This window comes from Microtetraspora niveoalba (assembly GCF_001570405.1).
Classification (GTDB): Bacteria; Actinomycetota; Actinomycetes; order Streptosporangiales; family Streptosporangiaceae; genus Microtetraspora; species Microtetraspora niveoalba.
This window is the reverse complement of sequence record NZ_BBYM01000005.1, coordinates 114,436-137,585: the sequence shown is the minus strand read 5'-3', so window position 1 is coordinate 137,585 and position 23,150 is coordinate 114,436. Positions and strand designations below refer to the sequence as shown.

Below are 23,150 nucleotides of genomic sequence, written 5' to 3'. Positions count from 1 at the left end.
GACCATTGTCATCGGGCCGCCCGCCGCGCGCCGGTCGCGCTAGTCAGGTTGTGCGGGATCGTGTCGGAGGGTCGGGGGTACGCCGCCGCCATCATGCTGAGCGCCTTTCAGGGGTGTTGTCGGGGCAGAAGTGGGGGGCGATGAGGTATGTCGGAGCCAGGCCTCGAGGCGGCCGCGTAAGCCGCGGCGTATGGCCCGGGCCTGGAAGCGGATCAGCTGCTCTTGGGATAGGAGCGCCTGGGCGGCGAGCTGGCCCCAGGACAGGCCGAGCGCGCGCCGCCGGGCGTCGACCGCGTCGTACAGCTCGTGCGGGGTCAGCTGGGGGCGCGGGCGGACGATCAGCCGCGCCGGTCGTGGATCGACCACGTAGCCCGCGCCGGTGAGCTGCCGGGCCCAGTGCGCGAGCGCGTCGCTCACGATCGGCCCGTCGGCCGCAGTGGCCGGCCGCCGCTCGTGCAGGACGGCGATGACGACCACGTGATCCCTGTAAGCGCGGGGACGGCCCACCGTGTAGGTGATGCCGCGGGTGCGGAAGAAGGGGGCCGTGGTGGAGAGGTGACGGTCCACCTGGTCGGCGAGCAACGTCAGCTCGGGACCGGTCAACAGGCGGCGTCGGGGCGCGGGCTGCGCGGTGGTCGTCGTCATGATGCCGCCCCTGCGGCGAGCAGCAGCCACCTGGCCACGAGCAGGAACACCGCGACCGCGCTGACGAACGCGGCGAGCACCGCGAAGACGTACAGCCGACGCCACCACAACCAGTGCCCCGCCAGCATGAGCGCGATCGCCACGATGGCGCAGACGGCGAGGAAGGCGAGGCTGCTCATTCGCTGCCGCCCGATCCGCGGCCGGGCGGCATGGGTCCGAACCGGTCCGCGAACCCTTCGGCGGCGAGGACGCTGAGCGTGCCGCCGCGGATGCGGTGGCTGAACCAGGTCAGGGCCTCGGCCCAGGTTTCAGCGTCGGGCGCCTGCACGGTGCGCAGGTGCTTGGCGAGGTCGGCCGCCAGCCGCGCGGACCAGTCGCGGCCCTCGGCCGTCCTGTCCGGCCCGGCGATGAGGAGCAGGGCGCGGCGGCAGACCTTGCACATGCGAGGGTCGGCCAGGTCGTGGGGGCAGGGGGCGGTCATGTCCTGCTGCCCGCGTGGACGACTCGGCCATCCCGTACGAGCGTCAGCCGGTGCGGACCCACCTCGATCCAGGCCTCCATCAGCGGGTCGTCGACTAGGCCGGGCGCGAAGCATCCCCCCGGGTAGGCCATCTCGGGGCTGTAGTGCACCAGCCGCAGGATCAGGCCGCCCTCGGCGTCGGAGTGCTCGACGACGTAGGTCTCTCCGCACTCGGGCAGCAAGCCGGTCGCCTCGTAGTGGACGTGCATCACGTCTCCGGGGCGGGCTGGGTACCACGGGGCCTGCTCGAGCGCGCGCTGGCCGAGCATGAGCGCCGCGACCTCACCGCCGAGATCCCGGCGGCGCTTGGCGACCTCGGCCTGCTCCAGCGGGCTCGTCTCCTCGCCGGGGCGGCCGAACAGGGCGGTGTAGATCCGGTTCGCGAGCATGTCGACCTGCATCGCCCATGGTGCGGGCGCGTGGGCCACGTTGTCGTCGAAGCGGCTGATGTTGCTGCCGGTGATGAGGTCAGCGGGAGCCACGTTGGGAACCGGCTGGCGCAGGGCTTCGGTGATGATCCGCAGGCGCGGGTCAGGACGACGCGCGGGGGTCGAACGGAGGTTGGACATCGGGTCTCCATACGAGAGACGGCGGCCGCCGCGTGGCGGCCGCCGGAAGGGGGCGAGTTGTTGGTGCTCTCCCGCCCGCCCGGTGTGAGCGGGCCAGGCGGGCGGGAGAGGATCACGGGCCTGGGTCAGGTCCAGGCGTCCGCACGGGGCGACGCGTCGGCGTGTGCCGGATCGAACAGGCGACGGAGCCAGCCGGTGCGCGGTTGGGGGCGGTGGTGGCGGCCCATCAGGCGCGGGCCGCCAGCTGAGGGTCCGGGGCCTCGCCCTCCGCCGTGGCCGCCGTGGTGGCGGTCGGCTGGGCCGGGGTCGCGACGGGGATGTACGGACGGGAGGGGTCGAGGTAACCGTGATCCTCGCCAGCCTTCTCGCCGGTGGCCTCGGCCTGCTGCTGGATGGCCCGCACGAGCTTGTCCAGCTGGACGCTGGCGGACTTGATCAGATCCCTGAGGTCGTCCGGGTCGGTGTACCAGTCGAGCTGGTCCAGGCCCTCGCCGAACGCGATCGCGACCTGAGGCCGCTCCTCCTTAACGTTGTGGACGGGGCCGGGGCGGGGGCGGCCGCGACGGGTCGTCCGCGTGAAGCGTTCCTGCATGACACTCATGACGTGCTCTCCGGGGTGGTGGGGGCGGCGGCGATGGTCTGGCGCCTGGGCTCGATCAGGACGAAGTGGACGGCCTGCTCGGCGAGCCGGCCGTACGCGTAGGCGGCGTCCGCGATGCCCTCGGCCTCGGCCGACGCGTCGTCCATCTCGCCGACCTCGTGGTCGGCGAGGTAGTCCTGAGAGGCCAGCTCCTCGCTGTAGCCCCGCAGGTCCAGCAGGCGAGACAAGGTCGTGTACGCGGCGGCCAGCTTCTCGGCGCCCGCGTAGCGGGCCTCGGCCAAGCCCTTGATCTCCAGACCGCCCCACTCCAGTCGACGGTCGTTGTTCAGGGGGAGCACCGGCCGGGCCGGGGTCTCGCCAGCCTGCACAAGGCGGATCGCCGAAGCGGCGCCAGAGGCGTACAGGAGTGCGGCTGTCTCGTAGAGGCCGTGCAGCTTGTCCGTGTGCTCGCGGTGGATCCGCTCGACCTCCAACACAGCCTTCGCGTGCGGCGCCCGGCTGGTGGGCTTGGCGTCCCAGCCGCGGGCGTCGGGGCCGGGCTGCCCGGTCACCTTGCCCTCGTGGATGTGGACGTGCTCCGTTGCGGTGCGCGAAGCTAGCCCGCGAGCGATCCAGTAGGCCGCCCGGTAGTGGCGGGCCGCCTCGCCGAGCGCGTACACACCGTCCGTGAGCTGGATGTACCAGGGCGGCGAGGTCTTCGTGACGCTCATGTCGTCTCCGATGTGGTGGGGAATGTGGGGGAGCCGCCGACGGACAGGAACGCGTCGACGTCCGTGCGGCGGTAGCGGCGGTGGCCGCCGGGGGTACGGATGAACGGGATGAGCCCGGCGGCGGCCCAGCGGCCGACGGTCTTGGGGTCAACGCGGAAGAGGACGGCGACCTCGCCGGGCGTCATCAAGTCGTCGGCGGCCGTGGTCACGAGTCGCCGCCCGGCGTCTGCTCGCCGGACGCCTGCGTGCGCTCGCCCCGCATCGTGGCGATCAGCGCATCGACGCGAACGTTCCGCTCGTCCTCCTCGGCGCGCAGCTCGCCGCTCAGCTCCTGGCGGGCCTTGTACAGGCGGGCGATCGCGTCGTCGATCCGCGCGATGGCGTCGTGCCCGGCGCCGACGTACGTCCGCTCGCCGGCAGTCTCCCGGTGGGTCCACGTGAGGTGGTCCCCACGGGCGACCGACAGCATCAGCGCCGCAGCGGTGAGGTGGTCGTGGACGCTCATTCGCCACCGTCCGCGTCGCTCGCGGCCGCCGGGGCGTGCGGGACGAACTCGCCGTTCTTCCATTCGTCCCAGCAGTAGTCGCGGCCCTGGTGGTGCCACAGCTCCGGTGGCGCGCTCCGCAGCCAGCGGCGGATGATCTCGCGGCCGATGTACTCGACGACCTCGCCGGCGTCACGGTCGCCGTGAGGGGCGGGGTTGGCCTGCGCGACGTGCCACAGCGTGGCCAGGCGCGTGTCGGTGAGCGTCTTCAGCTCGCTGGTGTCGATGTCGAAACTCACGGTGATCTTCGGCATCAGCTCTCACCGCCGGTCTGCGCGGCCTGGCTGGCGCGGATCCTGGCCACGGCCTCGCTGAGGCACAGGTCGAGGTACGCCAGGTCGGCGGGGTCGTGGCGCATGAACGTCTCCTCGTACGGCAGGATGTACATGTGATCGGTCCCTTCGGGGATCAGGGCCCCTGGCGTGTCCGCGCCAGGGGTCTGCTTTTTTGGCAGGTCAGAACGGGCCAGACACTGGGTCGGGCAAGGGTCGGCCGTGCTCGTCGGTCGGCACGATCGGGGCGTGCGCCCAGGTCGGGACCGCGTCCTCGACGGTCATCAGCGCGTCGTTGAGGACCGCCCACACGCCCCAGGACTCCTCCCGAGACACCTCGACCCGGCCGACGGCGGCGCGCGGGCGGGAGATCTCGACCGTGACCGGGGTGCCCTCGCCGGCGAACCGGGCCAGCACCGCACCGCCGCTCGGCGTGGGGATGCGGTAGAAGCGCGGCCGGTCGTCCGTCTCGTCGTCCGTCTCGTCGGTCAGGTCGACCGGGACGGGCATGGTGTCCGTCACGGGCGGAACGGACGGCGGCACGACGGCCTGGCCCGACTCGATGTCGTCGGCCGCGTGCTCCAGTTGCATCACGATCTCCGAGATCGGCCTGATGTCGCTCCAGCGGGTGAGCGCGCGGACGGGCTCGCTGCCATAGCGCAGGTGCTGGGCCAGAGCGGTCAGGCACTCGCCGGCGATCTCGCAGGCGTCCACATCGGTGGGGGCGAGGCGACCAGCGGCGACCGCGATCGCGACGACCACGGTGGGGCGGCCGCTCAAGGTGGGGTAGGTGGCCGGGGCGATGTCGGCCGCGCGGCGCAGGACGGCCGCGATGATGTTCGTGTTGTGGCCCATAGGGACTCCGGGGGTTAGGGGTTGCTGTAGCGGCGGCCCGGTTTGGCCACGAGCGGCACAATCTCGCCGCGACGCGGCCGCGGGGGCTCCGGGGGCGGGCTGGCCTTCTTGATCGGCTTGGCGCGCGTCTGGGTGGCCAGGTAGGCGACAGCGGCGCGGAGTTGGGCGTCGGTCCAGAGGACCTTGCGGCCGACGCGGGTGTGGGTGACCTTGCCGGTGCGGGCGAGGCGGCCGAGTGTGGAAGCACGGACGACCTTTTCGCCGCCGCTGATGCGGGCGGCGCCCTGCTCGTTGTTGTAGAGGCGGTACTCCGGTACCTCCTCCTCGACCATGGCGCTCACGGACTCTCCTGCTCCTGGTTTTCATCCACCGGCGTGGAGAGAAGCTCGTCGAGCTCGATCTGGAGCGCTCTGGCCATGGCGACCACGACGTGTGCCTGAGGCTTGCTCTTACCGACCTCGGCCCGGCTGACCTGGAAGACCGAGACAGGGGTGCCCTGGTCAGTGCATCGCTGGGCGAGATCGGACTGGTGGTATCCGCGCCGCTCTCGCCATTCCCGTAAGCGCTTTCGATCGAAAGGAAGGGTTGTCGGATGTGGCATGAGCGAACGCTAGCGCTAACAAGCCATGGAGCGCAAGCTAGCGCTAATCGCGTTCTCGGGTGTATATCGGCGAGGCGCACCTAAATGGCGTGCGCTTGTGTGCGCTAAGGTGTGCACGCAGACCCAGATCGGCGAGGGGACTGGATGTGACCGAGGACAGCCCCAGGCGTCGCCTGGCTGCGGCGATGGAGCAACGTCGGGTAGAGCTTCGCCTGCGATGGGAAGAGCTGGCCAAGCGGGCGCGAATGTCGACCGCCAACCTGCGCAGGCTGCGCAACGACGAGACTGCGACACTGACTCCGATGCGCATGGCCGATCTCGAAAGTGCATTCGAGTGGCAGCCGGGGACCATTCAGGCGATCTTGTCTGGCACGGACAGTCGCGTGGGTGTGGGGCCAGAGTTCGAGGTTGAAGAGCGCGAGATCGATCAGGGGCATGTCACCTTCGCAGTCCCGCCAGACCTGCCGGAAGGGGACCGACAGGCCATCGTCCGTTGGGCCGAAGAGATGGCCCAACGGCTGATGGGGCGCCAGAAGGGCTGACCTGACGGTTAGGTAAGTGTCACCAAAAGGTGAGACCCCTATGGCTGTTTGACCTATTTACAGGTCACTTGTCTCGTTCCAACAAAGTCCGTTGATGACGAAACGGACCTTCAGTGCCATGGTGACGCGTTACACGCTTATAGCGCGTAAGCACAAGTACCACCTTGGAAGGCACAAAAGCCCCATGGAAACCCCATACCGCTTTCAGCCCCCTCGCATTTGCTTCATCCCAGTCTCGGAATCCTGGCTCCTTCACCGCCGCGTGGACATGCCGGCCGCCGCCGTACACCTGCCCGACTGCATTGCCTGGCTGGTCGACGGCGATCTCATAGAGGAAGAGCTGTTCGAACCCCTTGGGAAGGTGGCTACCGAAGCGGCGAGCGTTCTCACTCCTCGTATCCCTCCCGCAGCCGAGCCTTGGGGCGAGTTCCGCTTCACCGCCGAGGACATCTACCCCGACGAACTGATCTGGCAGATCAAAGATTTCGGCTACTACATCCCCGCACCGAAAAAATTCATCCGGCCAAAGCTCATCCAGGCCGCATCGCTCGTCGGTACCAGGGACCTGCGCCGCTTCATCCCACCTTCCCCCAACCCGTCAGGAGCGTGAGGCCGATGGCCTACACCGAGGTACGCAACGGCAAGATCCGCGTCCGCTGGAAGCAGGCGAACGGCAAGTACAACGGCGGCGTCAGCATCAACGAGAAGACCGGCGAGCCCTTCCAGACCGAGGACGAGGCACGGCAGTACGGCGAAGATCAGGAGACGCTGATCCGGCTCGGCCTGCGCAAGGACCGCTCGAAGATCAAATTCGGTGAGTGGGCGAACACCTGGTATGCCGGGCTCGCCCTGGAACCGAGCACGATGCGGACCTACCGCAGCCTCCTGAGCGGCCATCTCATGCCCGTGTTCGAGGAGCGCTACCTCGACGACCTGGAGGACTCCGAGTTCGACCCGTGGGAGCGGTCGATCGTCCGCGCCGGCTACGCACCGCGCACCGCACGCGACGCCCGAACCCTCATGATCAACATCCTGGGTGACGCCGTACCGCGCTACATCGACGCGAACCCCGCGGCCAGGAAACGCGGAAAAGGCAAGAAAGGGCTGCGGCGCATCGAGGCGTACCAGCGCGCCGCGAAGGTCTGGCCGTCCCCGGGAGAGGCCGTTCTGGTCGCCGAGCGGGCCGCACTCGTCGCCGATGACTGGGACGTCTTCCTGATGTACGTCACGAAGGCGTGGACCGGGCTCCGCTGGTCGGAGATCCTGGCGCTCCGTCCCGAGTCGCTCCTGGACGGCGATGCGTTGGACGTCGACACGAAGATCTACGAGCTGTCCGGCTTCTACCTGGGGTACCCGAAGGACGGGAGCCTGCGGGTGATCGATGTCCCGCCGTTCCTGGGCTTGCTGCTGCGCGCCCAGGCGAAGCGCGCCCGCACCTGCACCTGCACGGGGCGGAAGGGGCGGCCACCGGTAGACGGGGACGAAGATGTCGAGTGGTGCGTCGGTGGCCGCCGCCGGTACTTGTTCCTCACCCGGGAGGGCGCGCACTACGGGCGCGGCTGGTCTTCGGCGACGATGCGGCCGGCAGCGGACGGCGTGTACCCGGGGCGGGAAGACAAGCGGTGGCCGCGGCCGCCGCGCCCGGTCCTGGCCGACACCGCGGTGTACGGGCCGTCGCCGGCGCGCGGCCGCGCCCAGGTCCTCGAGGGCGCATACGCGTGGCCGGGCCGCCCGGTGCACGTGCCGTGGCCGTACGCCGAGCCTGGGGTCGAGTTCGTGCCGCCGCGCGGCCGCGGCCGGCCGGACTATGCGAGCTGGCCGGAGGCCGAGCGGCCGCACCTGGTGACGTGGCTGCCGATCCGGCCGGGCCTGACCCCACATGGATTCCGCCACGGGCACCAAACGTGGATGGACGACGCCGGGATCAAGAAGGCGCTCAAGGTCGAACGCATGGGCCACGAGGACACCTCGATGTCCGGCCGGTACGGCCACGTGACCGAGGGCATGCGCGAGCAGCTGCGCGACGTGCTGCAGGCGCTATGGGAGAACGCGCTCGCCGAGCGGTTCCGGTTATGGCCGACGTCGCCCGTGCCGATCCTGGACGCCGCGCTCGCGCCGTGGCGGGAGGGGACCGCCAGAAAGATCGTCTCCCAGATTTCTCCCAGGAACAGCAGAAGGGCCTTGACCGGCTAACCGATCAAGGCCCTACCTGGTACTTCTGGGTCGGGGTGGCGGGATTTGAACCCACGACCTCTTCGTCCCGAACGAAGCGCGCTGCCAAGCTGCGCTACACCCCGGTGCTACAGAACTTGTCGCCCTGTTGCCTCGCAAAGTCTAGCGGACTTTGGTCGTGCTTGTGTCATCCGTCGACCGGGTGATCAGGAAGCGGTCCGCCGAGGGACGAGCGTGAGGAGGGTCGCCTCCGGCGGGCAGGCGAACCGGACCGGCGCGTACGGCGAGGTGCCGAGGCCGGCCGACACGTGCAGCCATGCGCTCTCGTGCCTGCTCAGGCCCTTGACCCGGGCCCGGTCGATGCCGCAGTTCGTCACCAGAGCGCCGTAGAAGGGGATGCAGAGCTGCCCGCCGTGGGTGTGCCCGGCGAGCAGGAGCTGGTACCCGTCGGTGGCGAACCGTGACATGTTCCGCGGCTCGGGTGAATGCATGACACCGAGCCGCAGGTCGGCGTCGGCCGGGGCGGGCCCGGCGATCAGGTCGTAGCGGTCGCGGTCGATGTGCGAGTCGTGGATGCCGCCGACGTGGACGTCCAGCTCGCCCACTTTGAGGCGGGCCGTCGTGTTGTTCATGTCCAGCCATCCGGCCGCGGTCATCGCGGCTCCCAGCTCGTCCCAGGGGAGGTTCGGGATGGTCTGACGGGAGTCGTTCTTGGACGTACGCCACAGGTACCTGGCGGGGTTCTTGGGGCGCGGCGCGTAAAGGTCGTTCGACCCGTAGACGAAGAGGCCGGGCCGGTCGAGCAGCGGTTCGACGGCCCGCATGTAGGCGGGGATCGCGTCGGGGTGCGCCAGGGTGTCGCCGGTGTTCACCACCAGGTCGGGCCGCAGGGACGCCAGGGAGCGCACCCAGCCGATCAGCCGGGACCGTCCCGGGGTGAGATGCAGGTCCGAGATCTGCAGGATCCGCACCGGCCGTTGCCCCGGAGCGAGCACGGGCACGTCGAAGCGCCGCAGCCGGAACCAGTTCCGTTCCACGACGGAGGCGTAACCGAGACCCGCCACGCCGAGGCCGAGCAGGGACAGGGGCACCGCGACAGCTTTCCTCACAGTGCCATCATGCCCGACGCGGGCGGCGGCTCAGCGGTTAACGAGGCGAGAACAGATCCGCCGAGGCGGCAAGATGGACCCTATGAGTGCGTTGAAGGACAAGCTGAAGGCCGATCTCTCGGCTTCGATGAAGGCCCGCGACGAGGTACGCCTCCGGACCATCCGCATGGCCCTGGCCGCCGTCAACGTCGAGGAGGTGGCGGGGAAAGAGGCCCGCGAGCTCTCGGACGAGGAGATCGTCAAGGTCCTGACCCGTGAGGCGAAGAAGCGTCGCGAGGCGTCGGAGGCGTTCGCGAACGCCGGCCGCGCCGAGCAGGCGCAGGCCGAGCTGGACGAGCAGGCCGTCCTTGAGGAGTACCTCCCCGCGCAGCTTTCCGACGACGAGCTGAACCGTCTCGTCGACGAGGCGATCGCGGAGAGCGGCGCCGAGGGGCCCAAGGCGATGGGGCAGGTCATGAAGGTCCTCAACCCCAAGATCGCGGGAAGGGCGGAGGGCGGCAGGGTCGCCCAGGCGGTCCGCGCCCGGCTCGCCGGCTGAATCGAACCACCCCGGTCGTCCCGACCGAACGGCAGGAGCATCCGAGGCCGTGGACGCGCCGCGGGCCGGCGGTGAGAACCGCCGGCCCGCGACCACGATGTCCCGGTCGGTCCGAGAAGGACTCGAACTCGGGACGCCGTCCTGCTACGGCTCAGTCGCCGAGGATGAGCGGGCCGCCGTCGTCGTTCCAGCCGCCGCGCCCGTTGCCCCGGTCGTGGCCGCCGCCGTTGCCGCGGTCGCCGCCCCGGTCGCCGCCACGGTCGTCACGTGCGGGACGGCGCGGCGCGCACTGCTGGGTGCATCCGCCGAACCGCGACATGTCGGGCCCGACGAACGACGAGGCCGGTACGCCCTTGAGCGCCCCCAGCATCGTGTCCTTCCAGATCGGCCCCGGGATGGTGGCGCCGAACACCGAGCCGTAGGAACGCCCGCCCATGACCTGACCGCTCAGCGGGTAGCGGACCGGTCCACGAGGGTCGCCGAGGCTGACCGCTCCGGCGAGGTCGGGCGTGTACCCGGCGAACCAGACGGTGCGCGACTGGTCGCCGGTGCCGGTCTTGCCGGCGGCGTCCCTGCCGATGCCGCCGACGCCGCGCATCGTGCCCTTGGTGAACACGCCCTCCAGGATGTAGCTGGTGGCGTCCGCGATCTCCGGCTCGACGGCCTGCTTGCAGTCGGGCTTGAACGAGGTGACCTTGCCGAACCGGTCGACGATCTCCGTGATCGCCATCGGCGCGCAGGCCTTGCCGCGCGCGCCGAGCGTGGCGTACGCCGACGCCACGGTCACCGGGTCCATCTCGTTGAAGCCGAGGGTGAAGGTCTGGAACTCGCGGAGCTTCTGGCCGTCGGCCCGCTTGATGCCGAAGTCCTTGGCCGTCTTGACGACGTCGCAGAGACCGACCTTCCGCTCCAGGGTCATGAAGAACGTGTTGACCGACCCCCACGTGCCGGTCTGCAGGGTCTCGAACCCGCCGTTGCCGCCCTCGGAGTTGTGCTGGGCGACGGTGGGGTCGCCGACGTTCTCACCCTTGCAGTTCTTGAAGTCCGAGTACCCGTTGGCCTGGAAGGTGCCGCCGACGCTGAAGCCGTCGTTGAACTTCATGCCCTCCTTGAGGGCGGTGACCAGGGTGAACATCTTGAACGTGGAGCCGGCCTGGAAGCCGGTGCCGCCGCCGTGCAGGGCGTCGGCCACCACGTTGTACGACATCTCGTTCTTCTTGTGGTTGGTGCCGAACTTCCGGCTCGCCGCCATCGCGCGGATCGCGCCGGTGCCCGGCTCGACGAGCGCCTCGGACGCCACGGGCTTGTCGGACGCGTGGACGTACTTCTTGATCGCCTTCTCGGCGGCCTTCTGCATGTCGCGGTCGAGCGTCGTCTTGATGGTCAGACCGCCCCGGTTGAGGAACTCGCGCCGGGCCTTCTCGGTCTTGCCGAACTGCTCGTCGTGCAGGATCTCGTTCTGCACGTACAGGCAGAAGTACGGGAACTCGCTCTCCTCGCACCCGCCCGGGATGGGCTTGTCCTTGTAGCCGAGCTTCTTGGATTTGGCCTTGGCGGCCTCTTCCGTCGTGATGATCTTCAACTCGGCCATGCGGTCGAGCACGACGTTGCGCCGGGAGAGCAGCCGGTCGCGGTACGCCTTGCCCAGGTTCGGGTCGGTGTTGTTCGGGTTCTGTACGGCTCCCGCCAGCGTGGCGGCCTGGACGAGGTCGAGCTCGGAGGCGTGCTTTCCGAAGAAGCGCTTGGCCGCCGCCTCGATCCCGTAGGAACCGGCGCCGAAGTAGGCGATGTTGAGGTACCGGTTGAGGATCTCGTCCTTCGAGTGCTTCTTCTCGATGGCCATCGCGTAGCGGATCTCGTTGAGCTTCCGCGAGAACGTCGGCGCGATGGCGGCGTTCTTGTCCTCTTTGGTCTCGGCCTTGTTGAAGATGACCTGCTTCACGTACTGCTGCGTGATCGAGGAGCCGCCCTGGGTGACGCCCCCCGAGGTGAGGTTCTTGATGAGGGCGCGGCTGGTGCCCTCGAGGTCGAGCGCGCCGTGCTCGTAGAAGCGGAAGTCCTCGATGGCCACGATGGCCTTCCGCATGATCGGCGCGATCTTGTCCAGCGGGACGGACTCGCGGTTCTGGAAGTAGAACTGCGCGATCTGCTTCCCGCCCGCGTCGAGCAGAGTGGTCTTTTCGGGAAGCGGAGGCTCGTCGAGGTCCTCCGGAGCGATGTTCAACTCTTCCTTGACGGACTTCACCGTGATGCCCGCGCCGCCGACAGCCGGTAGCGCGATGGCCGCCGCCAGCACCCCCGCCGCGCCTGCGGCGACGAACAGCCGCAGGACGGTACCGAGCGCCGTTGCCTGAGCTTTGCCTTGAGCTTGCACGTTACCAAGGGTACGCGGGTCGCGGCACTCGATCGCTACCGGAGGCGCCCACTTTACTGTCGACCCTGACCGGGAGGACTAGTCATTCCCGGCCACATGGCCTGACATGACCATCCGGGAAATTGGTCCGCCCGGGTCTGTCGGCCCGATCGTCATCTTGCGTACGTTCTCCTCTGCGGCAATGCAACCAGGAGGCTCGACGCCCGCGCCCGTCGGCCGAAATGACGACTGACCACCTTAAGGGGAGTGGGGTCGAACATGTGGATCACGGATTGGACCTCCCGTGCCGCCTGTCGAGGTGCGGATCCTGACGCTCTCTTCGTGCAGGGCGCCGCGCAGAACCGGGCGAAACTGATCTGCCGGGGATGCCCGGTCCGTACCGAGTGCCTCGCCGATGCGCTGGACAACCGCATCGAGTTCGGGGTGTGGGGCGGGATGACCGAGCGGGAACGCCGCGCGCTGCTGAGGCGCCGGCCCGATGTGAACTCCTGGCGCGACCTGCTGGAGTCGGCCAAGGAAGAGTACGAGCGGACCAACGAGCTCATCGCCGGGTGAGCCGGGGTCGCCCCCTCCCTCCTCCGCCCGTCACGTGGCGAGGAGTCCTCCGATCTCGCGCAGCCCGTCCAGATCGTGCACGTCCTCGGCCATCGCCGGGACGTGGGCGATCGGCACGGTCGGGTGCGCCGACATGAAGTGTTCCTGCTCACGCTGCTCGCGGGCGGCCAACTGCATCCGGCCCGCGTGCAGCCGCAGGACGGCGGCGGCCAGCTCGTGCTCGCCACGGGCCTCCAGGTCCTCCGCCGCCGCGGTGCTCCGGGCGGCGGACAGTGCGGACGCCGGCGAACGGTGCAGGCGGTTGATCACGAGACCGGCCAGGGGCATGCGCTCCTCTGCCAGCCGTTCCACGAAGTACGACGCCTCGCGGATCGCGTCGCGTTCCGGCGTGGCGACGACCACGAACGCCGTCCCGGGCGCCTGCAGCAGCTTGTACGTCTGCTCGGCGCGCTGGCGGAAACCGCCGAAGACGGCGTCGAGCGCCGAGACGAACATCTGGATGTCCTTGAGCACCTGGGCGCCGAGCACCTTGGTCAGCGCGCCGGCGACGATGCCGAAACCGGCGTTGAGCAGCTTGAACGCGCTCCTGCCTCCGGCCTTGGCCGGGGCCATGAGGACGCGGATGAGCCGTCCGTCGAGGAAGCGGCCGAGCCGTTCCGGCGCGTCGAGGAAGTCGAGCGCGGATCGGGACGGCGGCGTGTCGACGATGATCAGGTCCCAGTCGCCGGACCGGCGGAGCTGGCCCAGCTTCTCCATCGCCATGTACTCCTGGGTGCCGGAGAAGCTCGACGACAGCGACTGGTAGAAGGGGTTCGTCAGGATCTGGCGGGCGCGCTCGGGGTCGGCGTGCGCTTCGATGATCTCGTCGAAGGTCCGCTTCATGTCGAGCATCATGGCGTGCAGCTCGCCCCGGGAGCCGTTCCCCGAGCCGTCGGGGGAGCCGACGCCCTTCACGCGGCGGGGCACGTTGTCCAGCTCGGTCAGCCCCATGGACTGGGCCAGCCGCTTCGCCGGGTCCACGGTCAGCACGACCACCGAGCGCCCCCGCTCGGCCGCGCGCAGCCCGAGGGCCGCCGCCGTTGTGGTCTTGCCGACGCCGCCCGAGCCGCAGCAGACGACGATGCGGGTGTTCTCGTCGTCGAGGATCGCGTCGATGTCCAGAACGGGCGCCGTCTTGGTCACAGCTCAGCCTTTCCACGTCGGGACGCATCGGATCGGAGCCGGCCGCGCCGCAGGAGAGGGGTCATGCGGCGCCCTGCGCCCGGATGGACTCCGCGAGCTCGTACAGCCCGGCAAGGTCGGCGCCGTCGGCGAGCAGCGGCAGCTCGTAGCGGGGCGTGCCCGCCTTGGCCAGGGACGCCCGTTCCCGCTTCTCCAGCCGGGTCCGGTGGGCGTGGTCGAGGACCTCCTCGGCGAGGGCCTGGGCGATCGCCGACGCGTCGGCGGGCCCGCCGGCGAGACCGGCGGCCTTCAGCCCCAGCGCCAGCTCGGCGTGGTCGAACCGGTTCTTGACCGCCGCGTCGAGCACGGGCTTGGGCAGGCCGACGGGGCGGACCATGTTGATGAAGACGCCGCCGACCGGCAGCCCGGCGGCGTGCAGTTCGGCGACGCCGTCCAACGTCTCCTGGACCGGCATCTCCTCAAGGAGCGTGACGAAGTGCACCGCCGTCTCGGGCGAGGCGACGACGCCGCGCACCAGGTCGGCGTGGTTCTTGACGGGGCCGACGCGGGCCAGCCCGGCGACCTCCTGGGTGACGTTGAGGAACCGGGTGATCCGCCCGGTCGGCGGCGCGTCCATCACGATCGCGTCGTAGACACGCCGTCCGGATCTGTCGCGGCGGCGTACGGCCTCGCTGGTCTTGCCGGTGACGAGGACGTCGCGCAGGCCCGGGGCGATGGTGGTCGCGAAGTCGACGACCCCCATCCGGGTGAGCGCCTTGCCCATCCGCTTGAGGCCGTAGAACATCTCGAGGTATTCGAGCATGGCCTCTTCGGGGTCGATCGCCAGGGCGTACACGTCGCCGCCGCCGGGCGCGACGGCGATCTTCCGCTCCTCGTACGGCAGCGGCGGCAGGTCGAAGACCTGGGCGATGCCCTGCCTGCCCTCGACCTCGACGAGCAGCACCTTGCGGCCGCCGGCCGCGAGGGCCAGGGCCAGGGCGGCGGCCACGGTGGTCTTGCCCGTGCCGCCCTTTCCGGTGACGACGTGCAGGCGCACGCCGTCCCAATCGGTGTCCCGAGAGCTCACGGCTCCTCCTCGCCGGACGGCGCGGAAACGGCGTAGGCGACGCCGTGGCGCCGGGTCGTTCGCTCGCTCCGCTCGCTCACGGTTTGAAGGCTACCCAAAGGTCACATGTCGATTTCGCGGAGGCCGTCCGTTGTGAACCCTTGCGGTACGGCTTGCGCGTCGATTGGGTTGGGGGCTGACGTCACCGCTTTTTACACAATGGAGTGAAAGGGGGAGCGGGCGTGGAGTCGGTCGTGTTCGCGCTTGTCCTGTTATTGGCGATCTTCGTGCTGATCGTGCTGGCACGCAGCGTCCGGGTCGTCCAGCAGTTCGAGACCGGCATCGTCTTCCGTCTCGGGCGCATCCAGTCGAACGTGCGTGGGCCGGGAGTCCATCTGGTCGTCCCCGTGATCGACCGGATGCAGAAGGTCAACATGCAGATCGTCACGATGGGCATCCCCGCGCAGGAGGGGATCACCCGTGACAACGTGTCGGTCCGGGTCGACGCCGTCGTGTACTTCCGGGTCATCGACCCGATCAAGGCCGTCGTCAACGTGCAGAACTACCTCTTCGCGGTCTCGCAGGTCGCCCAGACCTCGCTGCGCTCGGTGATCGGCCAGTCGGAGCTGGACCAGCTCCTCTCCGACCGCGACGCGTTGAACGCCCGGCTCAAGGCCGTGATCGACGAGCCGACCGAGGGCCCGTGGGGCATCAGGATCGAGCGGGTCGAGATCAAGGACGTGGCGCTTCCCGAGGGCATGAAGCGGTCGATGTCCCGCCAGGCCGAGGCCGAGCGTGAGCGCCGGGCCCGCATCATCACCGCCGACGGCGAGTTCCAGGCGTCCAAGCGGCTGGCCGCCGCGGCGAAGGAGATGTCGTCCGACCCCGCCGCGCTGCAACTCCGCCTGCTGCAGACCGTCGTGGAGGTCGCCGCGGAGAAGAACAGCACCCTCGTCATGCCGCTGCCCGTGGAGATGTTGCGCTTCTTCGACCGGATGGCCCCCGAGGCGGCCAAGGCCCCGGCCGCGCCCGAGGAGCCCGAGCCGGTGGACGAGGCCATCGAGGAACTGCCCGCCATCGAGCCCCAGGCCTCCGTTCCCGGGCTTTCCGGCCTTCCCGGTACGGCGGACGGGGCGGACCGCGCTCCGACCGTCCAGAACCCCGTCTGGAACCGCGACACCCCCTGACGGTTGGACGATCGGCCCCCGGGGCGTGCCGGGGGATCCATCGCTAACCTGGCCCCATGACCAAGTGGGAATACGTCACGGTGCCGTTGCTGACGCACGCGACGAAACAGATTCTGGACAACTGGGGCGAGGACGGCTGGGAGCTGGTCTCCGTCATCCCGGGGCCGAACCCCGAGCAGCTTGTCGCCTACATGAAGCGGGAGAAGTGATGACCAGCCCCGAAAAGCGCATCGCCGACCTCGGGCTGACCCTGCCCGAGGTGGTGGCGCCGCTCGCCGCCTACGTGCCCGCCGTACGCACGGGTGACTACGTGTACACCTCCGGCCAGCTCCCCATGGTCGGCGGCAAGCTCGCCGTCACCGGGAAGGTCGGCGCCGAGGTCTCCGCCGAGGAGGCCGCCGCCCAGGCGCGGATCTGCGCGCTGAACGCGCTGGCTGCGGTGAAGTCCGTCGTCGGCGACCTGTCGAACGTCGTCAGGATCGTGAAGGTCGTCGCCTTCGTGGCGAGCGCCCCCGGGTTCACCGGCCAGCCGCAGGTGGCCAACGGCGCCAGCGAGCTGCTCGGCGAGATCCTCGGAGACGCCGGGAAGCACGCGCGCAGCGCCGTCGGCGTGGCGGTCCTCCCGATGGACGCTCCGGTCGAGGTCGAGCTGATCGCCGAGGTCCGCTGACCTCTCCTCGTACGCGGTGCGAGATCGCGCGCGGGGTGTCCGTTCCCGGGTGCCCCCGCGCCCCCCGCCGGATGTACCCGGCGTTTCCGTACACGTCATGATGGGGTGGCACAGAGGCGCTACCGCGTGGAGGGTGTATGGCGATCCCGCTTCCAGGAGAGATCGGGCGACGGGCGCGGGACGTCCTCGCGGGGCGCGTCCCGGTCGTGCCGGCGAGGGACGCGGCCACCGTGGTGGTCCTCCGTGACGATCCGCTGGAGGTCTACCTCCTGCGCAGGAAGGCGACGATGGCGTTCGCCGCGGGCGCCTACGTCTTCCCGGGAGGGTCGGTGGACCCCCGGGACACCGATCACGCGGTCGCCTGGACGGGCCCGTCGCCGCGCGAGTGGGGCGAGGCATTCGGCACCGACGAGCGGACCGCGCGCGGGCTGGTGTGCGCCGCCGTACGGGAGACCTTCGAGGAGTCCGGGGTGCTGCTGGCCGGGCCGAGCGCGACCACGGTCGTGGCGGACACCACCGGCGACGACTGGGAGGCCGACCGCCTCGCGCTGATCGCCCGCGAGCTCGCGTTCGCGGAGTTCCTCGACCGCCGCGGCCTCGTGCTGCGCTCCGACCTCCTGCGTCCGTGGGCGCACTGGATCACGCCCGACATCGAGACCAAGCGGTTCGACACCCGGTTCTTCGTGGCCGCGCTCCCGCCGGGCCAGCGTACGCGCGACGTCGGGGGCGAGGCGGACATGGTCGTCTGGATGCCGCCCGCCGCCGCTCTCGCCCGGGCCACGGCCGGTGAGATCTTCCTCATGCCACCGACATTCAGCACATTGACCGACCTGTCCGGTTTCGAGACGATCGACGACGTGCTGTGCGCGGAGCGCGTGTTCAGCACGGTCCAGCCGTCGGCGGCCGAGGTGGACGGCGAGATGGTGCTGATCGTCCCCGATCCCGCCGGCATGGCGGCGCGCGGCGACGGAAGCGGGGAGAGATGAGCGGCATTCCGATCCCGGTCGAGGACACCTCCGGCGTCTCGGGCATCGACGGGTCCGGCACCGCGCACGCCACCGCCCTGCTGGCCCCGAACCCCTCGCCGATGACGCTGGACGGCACGAACACCTGGGTCGTCGGGCGGGCGGAGACCGTGATCGTGGTGGACCCGGGGCCGGACCACGACGCGCACCTGCGGCGGGTGGCCGATCATCTGGCCGGACGCCGGGTCGCGGCCGTGCTGCTCACCCACGGCCACGACGACCACAGCGGGGGCGCGCGGAAGTTCGCCGAGATGGTGGGCGCGCCGGTCCGGGCGCTCGATCCGCGTCACCGGCTGGGCGACGAGGGGCTCGGCGACGGCGACGTCATCGACCTGGACGGCCTGGAGGTCAGGGTGGTCGGCACCCCGGGGCACTCCTCCGACTCGCTCTGCTTCTGGCTGCCGGAGGACCGGGCGATGCTGACCGGTGACACGATCCTGGGCCGGGGCACGACGGTGATCGCGCCGGACGGCCACCTGGCCGACTACCTGCGGAGCCTGGACCGCCTGCGGGCCGGGGCCGAGATCCTCGCCGCGGAGGCGCTGCTGCCCGGTCACGGACCGGTCCTGGCCGATCCCGTCGGCGTCCTGGACGGGTACATCGCCCACCGGCGGCGGCGTCTGGACCAGATCCGCCAGGCCATCCGCGACGGGGCCGGGGACGCCCGGCAGATCGTCGAGATCGTCTACGCGGACGTGGACCGCGCGCTGTGGCCCGCCGCCGAGATGTCGGTGGCGGCCCAGCTCGATTACCTCAAGTCGCTCTAGCGGGAGCGGTTGTAGAGCCGCTCCATGTCCAGGATGACCACGGCCTTGGCCTCGATGCGCAGCCAGCCGCGCTGGGCGAAGTCGGCCAGCGCCTTGTTGACCGTCTCGCGGGAGGCGCCGACGAGCTGGGCCAGCTCCTCCTGGGTGAGGTCGTGGTGGACCCGGAGCCCGTCCTCGGTCTTGCGGCCGAAACGGTCGGCGAGGTCGAGAAGCTGCTTGGCCACCCGCCCAGGCACGTCCGTGAAGACCAGGTCGGCCAGCACGTCGTTGGTACGGCGCAGCCGCTGGGCGAGGGCGCGCAGCAGGTGCAGGGCCACCTCGGGCCGGCCGGTCAGCCAGGGCCGCAGGTCGTCGTGGCCGAGACCGGCCAGCCGCACATCGGTCAGGGCGATGGCGGACGCCGTACGCGGGCGGGGGTCGAACAGGGAGAGCTCCCCGAACATCTCGCCCGGGCCCAGCACGCTGAGCAGGTTCTCCCTGCCGTCGGGCGCGGTGCGGGCGAGTTTGATCTTCCCTTCCAGCACCACGTAGAGCCGGTCGCCGGTCTGGTTCTCACTGAACAGAATCTGTCCCTTGGACAACTCGACCTCGGTGACGCTGGTCCGCAGTGCGGCGGCGCCCTCACGGTCGAGCGCGGAGAACAGCGGCGCCTTGCTCAGTACGTCTTCGGTGCTCACGGTGCCTCCTTGCAATGGTCGCGCTCGGTCGTTGGCGCCGTGCAAGCCATTGTGACCTACACCGTCCGCGTACTCTTAGGGGGTGCCCCGCAAAGTCCAGACGGCTGGGGAGTCCCGGCTCGCTCTCGTTCGCCGCGCGCGGCGGATCAACAGAATCCTGGCGGAAACCTATCCTGACGCTCATTGCGAACTCGACTTCGCCAACCCCCTTGAACTGCTGGTCGCCACGATCCTCTCGGCGCAGTGTACGGACAAAAGGGTAAATATGGTTACTCCGGTGCTTTTCGCGAAGTATCGGACACCTGCCGACTACGCCGCCGCCGACCGGACGCAGATCGAAGAGATCATCAGGTCCACCGGGTTCTTCCGCGCCAAGGCCAACAGCATCATCGGCATGGCCCAGGCGGTCTGCGACCGCCACCACGGAGAGGTGCCCGGCACGCTCAAGGAGCTCGTCGCCCTCCCCGGCGTCGGGCGCAAGACCGCCAACGTGGTGCTGGGCAACGCGTTCGATGTCCCGGGCATCACCGTGGACACCCACTTCGGGCGGCTGACCAGGCGCTTCGGCTGGACCACGTCCACCGACCCCGTCAAGATCGAACACGAGGTCGGCGACCTGATCCCCAAGTCCCAGTGGACGATGCTCTCGCACCGCCTGATCTGGCACGGCCGCCGCGTCTGCCACGCCCGCCGGCCCGCCTGCGGCGCCTGCTCGGTGGCCGCCCTGTGCCCCTCGTACGGCACGGGCCCCACCGACGCCGCCGAGGCGGCCAAGCTCGTGAAGGAAGGCCCGTTTTCCTGAGCCGCCGGCCCGGGCGGTGACCGGCGGGAAGTTCCCCCGCCTTCCCGCGGTTGTACGGCTCGCGCGGCTCGACCTGCATTCGGAGGAGACATTGGTTCCCGGCTGGCTGACGGACCTGGCGGCGGAAGCCGTACGGAACCCGGTTCCCGAGGTGCTGCGGCCCCCGGGCGACGGAGCGGGCAGGCGGGCCGCGGTGCTCCTGCTCTTCGGCCAGGGGCCGTCGGGGCCGGACGTCCTGCTCATCCAGCGCAGCTCCAACGGCCGCCGGCACGCCGGCCAGCCGGCCTTCCCCGGCGGCGGCGTGGACCCCGGCGACGACGGCCCGGTGGGGGCGGCCCTGCGGGAGGCCCAGGAGGAGACCGGCCTCGATCCGGGCGGGGTGGAGGTCGTGGGCACGATGCCCGAGCTCTACGTGTGGCGCAGCGACAACCGGGTGACCCCCGTCCTGGGGTGGTGGCGCACGCCGTCCGCGGTCCACGCGGCCTCGCCGGACGAGGTCGAGTCCGTGGAGCGCATCCCGATCGCCGAGCTGGTCGATCCCGCGAACCGGCTGCTGCTGCGCTACCCGGGAGCCCGGGCCATGCCGGAGGAGGATCCGTCCCGCACGTACGCGGGCGAGCCGGCGGGCGCGCCCGCGTTCCGGGTGCGCGGCCTGCTGGTCTGGGGCTTCACCGCGGGCGTCCTGGATCGGGTGCTCGCCATGTCCGGCTTCGCGCGGCCCTGGGACCTGTCGCGCGTCGAGGACCTGCCGCCCGACGTCCTGAGGCTCGCCGCCCGGGGCTAGAACGGGGTGGTCACCGCTGGTCGGGCTCCGCGTCCCGGGAAGGGGAGGCGCGGTGGTCGCCGACGAGGCTGATCCCGAGCGTCGCCCAGTCGGCGACGTCGTCGTCCGGATCGCCTGCCAGCAGGCGCAGCGCGGCGACCCCGGCCGGGTCGGGCGGGATTCCCATCACGTTCGGCAGCGCGTACGCCGCGCCGTACCGGACGGAATGCTCGGGATGCGAGGCCAGCTCGATCACCGAGGGCAGCGCCCGCGCGTCACGCAGGTGGCCGAAGGCGATCAGCACCGAGTACAGCACGCGCGGATCCTGCTCGCTGGCCGCGAGATAACGCAGGATCGGGAGCGTCTTGTCAGCGAACGGCCTGTCCCGGCCGAGCTCGCCCAGAATGTCCACCCCGAGGACGCGCTCCGCGGTGGTGTTCGCGGCGCACAGGCGTCTCGCCAGAGTGAAGGTCTCCAGGTCTCCGCGCTCCTGGAGCACGGCTATCGCCTGCCAGCGCACCGTGCCGTCCGGGTCGCCGTCGGCCAATGCGATCTGGATCAGTTCCTCGACCGGTCCCCCCATGACGTCACGATATCGAGCGGCGTCGAGGAAGGTGTGCACGATGACGGGCGTGGCTGGATACCGTTGAATCTGTGCGCGGTGATCTCCTCGACCTCATCCTGATCGGCTTGGTGGTGGCCTTCGCCGTATCCGGATACCGGCAGGGCTTCATCATCGGGGCGTTCAGCTTCGTCGGCTTCATCGGCGGCGCCGTCCTCGGGATGTTCATCGCGCCCCCGATCGCGGGGGCGATCGTGAGCGGCGACACCGAGCGCGCGCTGCTCGCCATCGTGATCGTCTTCCTCGCGGCGACCATCGGCCAGTTCGCGTCGTCCACCGTCGGCGCGGTGGTGCGCAGCCACGTCACCTGGGAGCCCGCCCGCGTGGTGGACGCCTTCGGAGGCTCGCTGGCCAGCGGGCTCTCGGTGCTGCTCATCGCCTGGCTGCTCGGCTCGCTGATCGTCTCCATGGGCTTCCCGCTGCCCAAGGAGCAGATCAACGGCTCGGTCGTCTGGCAGGCGGTGGACGAGGCCATCCCGAACGGCGTGCGCGCCCTGCAGAAGCCGTTCCGCGACTTCGTCGACTCCTCGGAGTGGCCCGAGGTGATCACGTCCATCGGCGGGCAGAACGTGCCACCGCCGGACGAGGGCGTGCTGAGGGGCAGCCCCGGGCTGACCCGGGCGCGGCGGGCGATCGTGAAGATCCAGGGGACCGCGCCGAGCTGCCGCAAGCGCATCGAGGGCACCGGCTTCGTCTACGCGCGCAACCGCATCATGACCAACGCCCACGTCGTCGCCGGGGTCAGCCAGGAGTTGCGGGTCACCGACTCGGGCGGGGCCCAGCACAGCGCCCGGGTGGTTCTGTACAACCCCGACCGGGACATCGCCGTCCTCTACGTTCCCGGGCTGAACGTGACGCCGCTGCGCTTCGACTACACGGCCAGGAGCCGCGACAACGCGATCATCGCGGGATACCCCAAGGGACACGGGTTCACGCCGCTCGCCGCCCGCATCCGGATCAAGCAGCCCGCCGAGTCGTACGACATCTACAACCGGCACAAGGTCGAGCGCGAGGTCTACGCGATCCGCGGCGTCGTGCAGCCGGGCAACTCCGGAGGCCCGCTGCTCAGCCCCGAGGGCCGCGTCTACGGCGTCATCTTCGCCGCCGCGACCGACCAGGCGGAGACGGGGTACGCCCTGACGGCGGACGAGGTCCGTCCCGACGCCGACGACGCCAGCGCCGCCCTGGCCCCCGCCAACACCCAGGAGTGCGACTGAACCTCGGGGGCGGGCCGGAGGCTCAGGCTCCCGGCCGTGGGGCCTCGCGGACCAGGCCGCGCCGGATCTCCTCGATCGCCGCGCCGGGTTCCGCCGCCCCGGTCGCCAGCCCGGCGACGATCGCCTCGGCGGCCCCGGCCACCCCGTCCAGATCCAGCCCGTACGGCACGGCGCCCGGCGGCAGAGACCGGCCGTGGGCGGCGGCGCGGGCGGACCCGCGGGAGAGCAGGGCGGCGGCTCCGGAGAGGTTGCCGCGCTGAAGGTGGGTGAGGCCGACGCAGATCTGGGCCAGCCCCTGCCAGAGCTCCCGCTCGCCGCCCGGACCGGTCTTCCAGCGGGCTTCGAGGACCTCGTGCGCGTGGAACGGGCGTCCGGCGGCGAGCAGCCGCGCGGCGTCGGCCAGCGCCTCCTCGGCGCTCGGCGCGTAGTCGTCGGGGACGCGGGGCACGCCCTGGGCGCCCCGGGGCAGCGGCCTGCCGTACTCGTCCCGGGGGCGGGCGTTGCGGGGACGGCCCGCGTCGTCACGGTCGCGCATGATCCCTCCAGAGCGCTCTTGTGTCCGGGAGCGGCCGGGTGGCCGCCGAGG

The 23,150-nt window shown here is 70.4% G+C and carries 33 protein-coding genes and 1 tRNA gene; 13 read left to right on the top strand and 21 right to left on the bottom strand.

What is annotated here, in order from left to right; translation table 11 throughout:
* Nucleotides 1-39 precede the first annotated feature (39 nt).
* From AWQ70_RS38590 to AWQ70_RS37340, 13 genes are all read right to left on the bottom strand, one after another.
* The gene (locus tag AWQ70_RS38590) at nucleotides 40-645 is read right to left on the bottom strand and encodes a hypothetical protein (protein WP_067171139.1); all 606 of its coding nucleotides are present in this window, start codon (nucleotides 643-645) and stop codon (nucleotides 40-42) included.
* Nucleotides 642-824 carry a hypothetical protein gene (locus AWQ70_RS05175; protein ID WP_067171136.1) on the bottom strand — a complete coding sequence of 61 codons (183 nt, stop codon included), beginning with the start codon at nucleotides 822-824 and terminating at the stop codon, nucleotides 642-644. The genes AWQ70_RS38590 and AWQ70_RS05175 overlap by 4 nt, the downstream gene beginning before the upstream one ends.
* On the bottom strand, nucleotides 821-1,126 hold the full coding sequence (locus AWQ70_RS05170; protein ID WP_067171134.1) for a hypothetical protein: 306 nt from the start codon (nucleotides 1,124-1,126) through the stop codon (nucleotides 821-823). The genes AWQ70_RS05175 and AWQ70_RS05170 overlap by 4 nt, the downstream gene beginning before the upstream one ends.
* On the bottom strand, nucleotides 1,123-1,734 hold the full coding sequence (locus tag AWQ70_RS05165; protein ID WP_067171131.1) for a hypothetical protein: 612 nt from the start codon (nucleotides 1,732-1,734) through the stop codon (nucleotides 1,123-1,125). The genes AWQ70_RS05170 and AWQ70_RS05165 overlap by 4 nt, the downstream gene beginning before the upstream one ends.
* 226 nt (nucleotides 1,735-1,960) lie before the next feature.
* The gene (locus AWQ70_RS05160) at nucleotides 1,961-2,335 is read right to left on the bottom strand and encodes a hypothetical protein (protein WP_157529893.1); all 375 of its coding nucleotides are present in this window, start codon (nucleotides 2,333-2,335) and stop codon (nucleotides 1,961-1,963) included.
* Complete coding sequence (locus AWQ70_RS05155) at nucleotides 2,332-3,045, bottom strand: hypothetical protein (RefSeq protein ID WP_067171125.1); 714 nt, start codon at nucleotides 3,043-3,045, stop codon at nucleotides 2,332-2,334. Before AWQ70_RS05155 ends, AWQ70_RS05160 begins: the two co-directional genes overlap by 4 nt.
* Nucleotides 3,042-3,254, bottom strand: coding sequence for a BldC family transcriptional regulator (locus AWQ70_RS05150; RefSeq protein WP_281196840.1), 213 nt, complete (start codon nucleotides 3,252-3,254; stop codon nucleotides 3,042-3,044). The genes AWQ70_RS05155 and AWQ70_RS05150 overlap by 4 nt, the downstream gene beginning before the upstream one ends.
* Nucleotides 3,251-3,550: a hypothetical protein gene (locus AWQ70_RS05145; RefSeq protein WP_067171122.1), complete on the bottom strand. Its 300-nt coding sequence runs from the start codon at nucleotides 3,548-3,550 to the stop codon at nucleotides 3,251-3,253. Before AWQ70_RS05145 ends, AWQ70_RS05150 begins: the two co-directional genes overlap by 4 nt.
* Nucleotides 3,547-3,843, bottom strand: coding sequence for a hypothetical protein (locus AWQ70_RS05140; protein ID WP_067171119.1), 297 nt, complete (start codon nucleotides 3,841-3,843; stop codon nucleotides 3,547-3,549). The genes AWQ70_RS05145 and AWQ70_RS05140 overlap by 4 nt, the downstream gene beginning before the upstream one ends.
* The gene (locus AWQ70_RS41915) at nucleotides 3,843-3,977 is read right to left on the bottom strand and encodes a hypothetical protein (RefSeq protein WP_281196839.1); all 135 of its coding nucleotides are present in this window, start codon (nucleotides 3,975-3,977) and stop codon (nucleotides 3,843-3,845) included. Before AWQ70_RS41915 ends, AWQ70_RS05140 begins: the two co-directional genes overlap by 1 nt.
* Nucleotides 3,978-4,044: 67 nt before the next feature.
* Nucleotides 4,045-4,716, bottom strand: coding sequence for a hypothetical protein (locus AWQ70_RS05135; protein WP_067171116.1), 672 nt, complete (start codon nucleotides 4,714-4,716; stop codon nucleotides 4,045-4,047).
* 14 nt (nucleotides 4,717-4,730) lie between these two features.
* A complete protein-coding gene (locus AWQ70_RS05130; protein ID WP_067171112.1) occupies nucleotides 4,731-5,057 on the bottom strand; it encodes a hypothetical protein in 327 nt (108 codons plus the stop codon).
* A complete protein-coding gene (locus tag AWQ70_RS37340; protein ID WP_084516535.1) occupies nucleotides 5,054-5,317 on the bottom strand; it encodes a helix-turn-helix domain-containing protein in 264 nt (87 codons plus the stop codon). The genes AWQ70_RS05130 and AWQ70_RS37340 overlap by 4 nt, the downstream gene beginning before the upstream one ends.
* 146 nt (nucleotides 5,318-5,463) lie before the next feature.
* Here AWQ70_RS37340 and AWQ70_RS05125 point away from each other — a divergent pair, with 146 nt between their 5' ends.
* The 3 genes from AWQ70_RS05125 (at nucleotide 5,464) to AWQ70_RS05115 (ending at nucleotide 8,052) form a co-directional block, all read left to right on the top strand.
* Complete coding sequence (locus AWQ70_RS05125) at nucleotides 5,464-5,859, top strand: helix-turn-helix domain-containing protein (RefSeq protein ID WP_157529892.1); 396 nt, start codon at nucleotides 5,464-5,466, stop codon at nucleotides 5,857-5,859.
* Nucleotides 5,860-5,953: 94 nt separating this feature from the next.
* Nucleotides 5,954-6,469 carry a hypothetical protein gene (locus AWQ70_RS05120; protein WP_157529891.1) on the top strand — a complete coding sequence of 172 codons (516 nt, stop codon included), beginning with the start codon at nucleotides 5,954-5,956 and terminating at the stop codon, nucleotides 6,467-6,469.
* A 5-nt stretch (nucleotides 6,470-6,474) separates the two neighbouring features.
* A complete protein-coding gene (locus AWQ70_RS05115) occupies nucleotides 6,475-8,052 on the top strand; it encodes a site-specific integrase (RefSeq protein ID WP_067171103.1) in 1,578 nt (525 codons plus the stop codon).
* 30 nt (nucleotides 8,053-8,082) lie between these two features.
* On the opposite strand, the gene AWQ70_RS05110 is transcribed toward AWQ70_RS05115, so the two are convergent.
* Together AWQ70_RS05110 and AWQ70_RS05105 are read right to left on the bottom strand one after the other, a co-directional pair.
* Nucleotides 8,083-8,156 (bottom strand) — tRNA-Pro (locus tag AWQ70_RS05110).
* Between the two features lie 81 nt (nucleotides 8,157-8,237).
* Complete coding sequence (locus AWQ70_RS05105; RefSeq protein ID WP_067171100.1) at nucleotides 8,238-9,140, bottom strand: metallophosphoesterase; 903 nt, start codon at nucleotides 9,138-9,140, stop codon at nucleotides 8,238-8,240.
* 82 nt (nucleotides 9,141-9,222) lie between these two features.
* Between AWQ70_RS05105 and AWQ70_RS05100 the strand changes: the two genes are divergently transcribed.
* On the top strand, nucleotides 9,223-9,678 hold the full coding sequence (locus AWQ70_RS05100; protein ID WP_067171097.1) for a GatB/YqeY domain-containing protein: 456 nt from the start codon (nucleotides 9,223-9,225) through the stop codon (nucleotides 9,676-9,678).
* Nucleotides 9,679-9,829: 151 nt separating this feature from the next.
* On the opposite strand, the gene AWQ70_RS05095 is transcribed toward AWQ70_RS05100, so the two are convergent.
* A complete protein-coding gene (locus tag AWQ70_RS05095; RefSeq protein ID WP_067171094.1) occupies nucleotides 9,830-12,052 on the bottom strand; it encodes a transglycosylase domain-containing protein in 2,223 nt (740 codons plus the stop codon).
* A 258-nt stretch (nucleotides 12,053-12,310) separates the two neighbouring features.
* Here AWQ70_RS05095 and AWQ70_RS05090 point away from each other — a divergent pair, with 258 nt between their 5' ends.
* The gene (locus AWQ70_RS05090) at nucleotides 12,311-12,607 is read left to right on the top strand and encodes a WhiB family transcriptional regulator (RefSeq protein WP_061253934.1); all 297 of its coding nucleotides are present in this window, start codon (nucleotides 12,311-12,313) and stop codon (nucleotides 12,605-12,607) included.
* Between the two features lie 30 nt (nucleotides 12,608-12,637).
* Here the strand turns inward: AWQ70_RS05090 and bagB are convergent, their stop codons facing one another.
* Entirely contained in the window at nucleotides 12,638-13,789 is a 1,152-nt protein-coding gene (bagB, locus tag AWQ70_RS05085; protein WP_067171091.1) for an ATPase BagB, read from the bottom strand.
* A 61-nt stretch (nucleotides 13,790-13,850) separates the two neighbouring features.
* Entirely contained in the window at nucleotides 13,851-14,855 is a 1,005-nt protein-coding gene (gene bagA / locus AWQ70_RS05080; RefSeq protein ID WP_067171088.1) for an ATPase BagA, read from the bottom strand.
* Nucleotides 14,856-15,076: 221 nt separating this feature from the next.
* Here bagA and AWQ70_RS05075 point away from each other — a divergent pair, with 221 nt between their 5' ends.
* From AWQ70_RS05075 to AWQ70_RS05060, 5 genes are all read left to right on the top strand, one after another.
* A complete protein-coding gene (locus tag AWQ70_RS05075) occupies nucleotides 15,077-16,021 on the top strand; it encodes a slipin family protein (protein WP_067171085.1) in 945 nt (314 codons plus the stop codon).
* 56 nt (nucleotides 16,022-16,077) lie between these two features.
* Complete coding sequence (sp36, locus tag AWQ70_RS38585) at nucleotides 16,078-16,230, top strand: Sp36 family protein (RefSeq protein ID WP_157529890.1); 153 nt, start codon at nucleotides 16,078-16,080, stop codon at nucleotides 16,228-16,230.
* Complete coding sequence (locus AWQ70_RS05070) at nucleotides 16,230-16,691, top strand: RidA family protein (RefSeq protein WP_067171082.1); 462 nt, start codon at nucleotides 16,230-16,232, stop codon at nucleotides 16,689-16,691. The genes sp36 and AWQ70_RS05070 overlap by 1 nt, the downstream gene beginning before the upstream one ends.
* Nucleotides 16,692-16,828: 137 nt before the next feature.
* Nucleotides 16,829-17,677 (top strand): NUDIX hydrolase, encoded by an 849-nt coding sequence (locus tag AWQ70_RS05065; RefSeq protein WP_067171079.1) that lies wholly within the window; start codon nucleotides 16,829-16,831, stop codon nucleotides 17,675-17,677.
* Nucleotides 17,674-18,483 (top strand): MBL fold metallo-hydrolase, encoded by an 810-nt coding sequence (locus AWQ70_RS05060; protein ID WP_067171076.1) that lies wholly within the window; start codon nucleotides 17,674-17,676, stop codon nucleotides 18,481-18,483. The genes AWQ70_RS05065 and AWQ70_RS05060 overlap by 4 nt, the downstream gene beginning before the upstream one ends.
* On the opposite strand, the gene AWQ70_RS05055 is transcribed toward AWQ70_RS05060, so the two are convergent.
* Nucleotides 18,480-19,160, bottom strand: coding sequence for a Crp/Fnr family transcriptional regulator (locus tag AWQ70_RS05055; RefSeq protein WP_067171073.1), 681 nt, complete (start codon nucleotides 19,158-19,160; stop codon nucleotides 18,480-18,482). The genes AWQ70_RS05060 and AWQ70_RS05055 overlap by 4 nt on opposite strands.
* A gap of 82 nt (nucleotides 19,161-19,242) precedes the next feature.
* On the opposite strand from AWQ70_RS05055, the gene nth reads away from it, so the two are divergent.
* Both nth and AWQ70_RS05045 read left to right on the top strand, forming a co-directional pair.
* Complete coding sequence (gene nth / locus AWQ70_RS05050; protein ID WP_067171069.1) at nucleotides 19,243-19,962, top strand: endonuclease III; 720 nt, start codon at nucleotides 19,243-19,245, stop codon at nucleotides 19,960-19,962.
* A gap of 91 nt (nucleotides 19,963-20,053) precedes the next feature.
* Nucleotides 20,054-20,746: an NUDIX hydrolase gene (locus tag AWQ70_RS05045; protein ID WP_067171438.1), complete on the top strand. Its 693-nt coding sequence runs from the start codon at nucleotides 20,054-20,056 to the stop codon at nucleotides 20,744-20,746.
* Between the two features lie 10 nt (nucleotides 20,747-20,756).
* Here the strand turns inward: AWQ70_RS05045 and AWQ70_RS05040 are convergent, their stop codons facing one another.
* The gene (locus AWQ70_RS05040; RefSeq protein WP_067171066.1) at nucleotides 20,757-21,308 is read right to left on the bottom strand and encodes a HEAT repeat domain-containing protein; all 552 of its coding nucleotides are present in this window, start codon (nucleotides 21,306-21,308) and stop codon (nucleotides 20,757-20,759) included.
* 71 nt (nucleotides 21,309-21,379) lie between these two features.
* Here AWQ70_RS05040 and AWQ70_RS05035 point away from each other — a divergent pair, with 71 nt between their 5' ends.
* A complete protein-coding gene (locus AWQ70_RS05035) occupies nucleotides 21,380-22,564 on the top strand; it encodes a MarP family serine protease (protein WP_067171062.1) in 1,185 nt (394 codons plus the stop codon).
* A 22-nt stretch (nucleotides 22,565-22,586) separates the two neighbouring features.
* Here the strand turns inward: AWQ70_RS05035 and AWQ70_RS05030 are convergent, their stop codons facing one another.
* A complete protein-coding gene (locus tag AWQ70_RS05030; protein WP_067171059.1) occupies nucleotides 22,587-23,099 on the bottom strand; it encodes a DUF309 domain-containing protein in 513 nt (170 codons plus the stop codon).
* Between the last annotated feature and the right edge of the window lie 51 nt (nucleotides 23,100-23,150).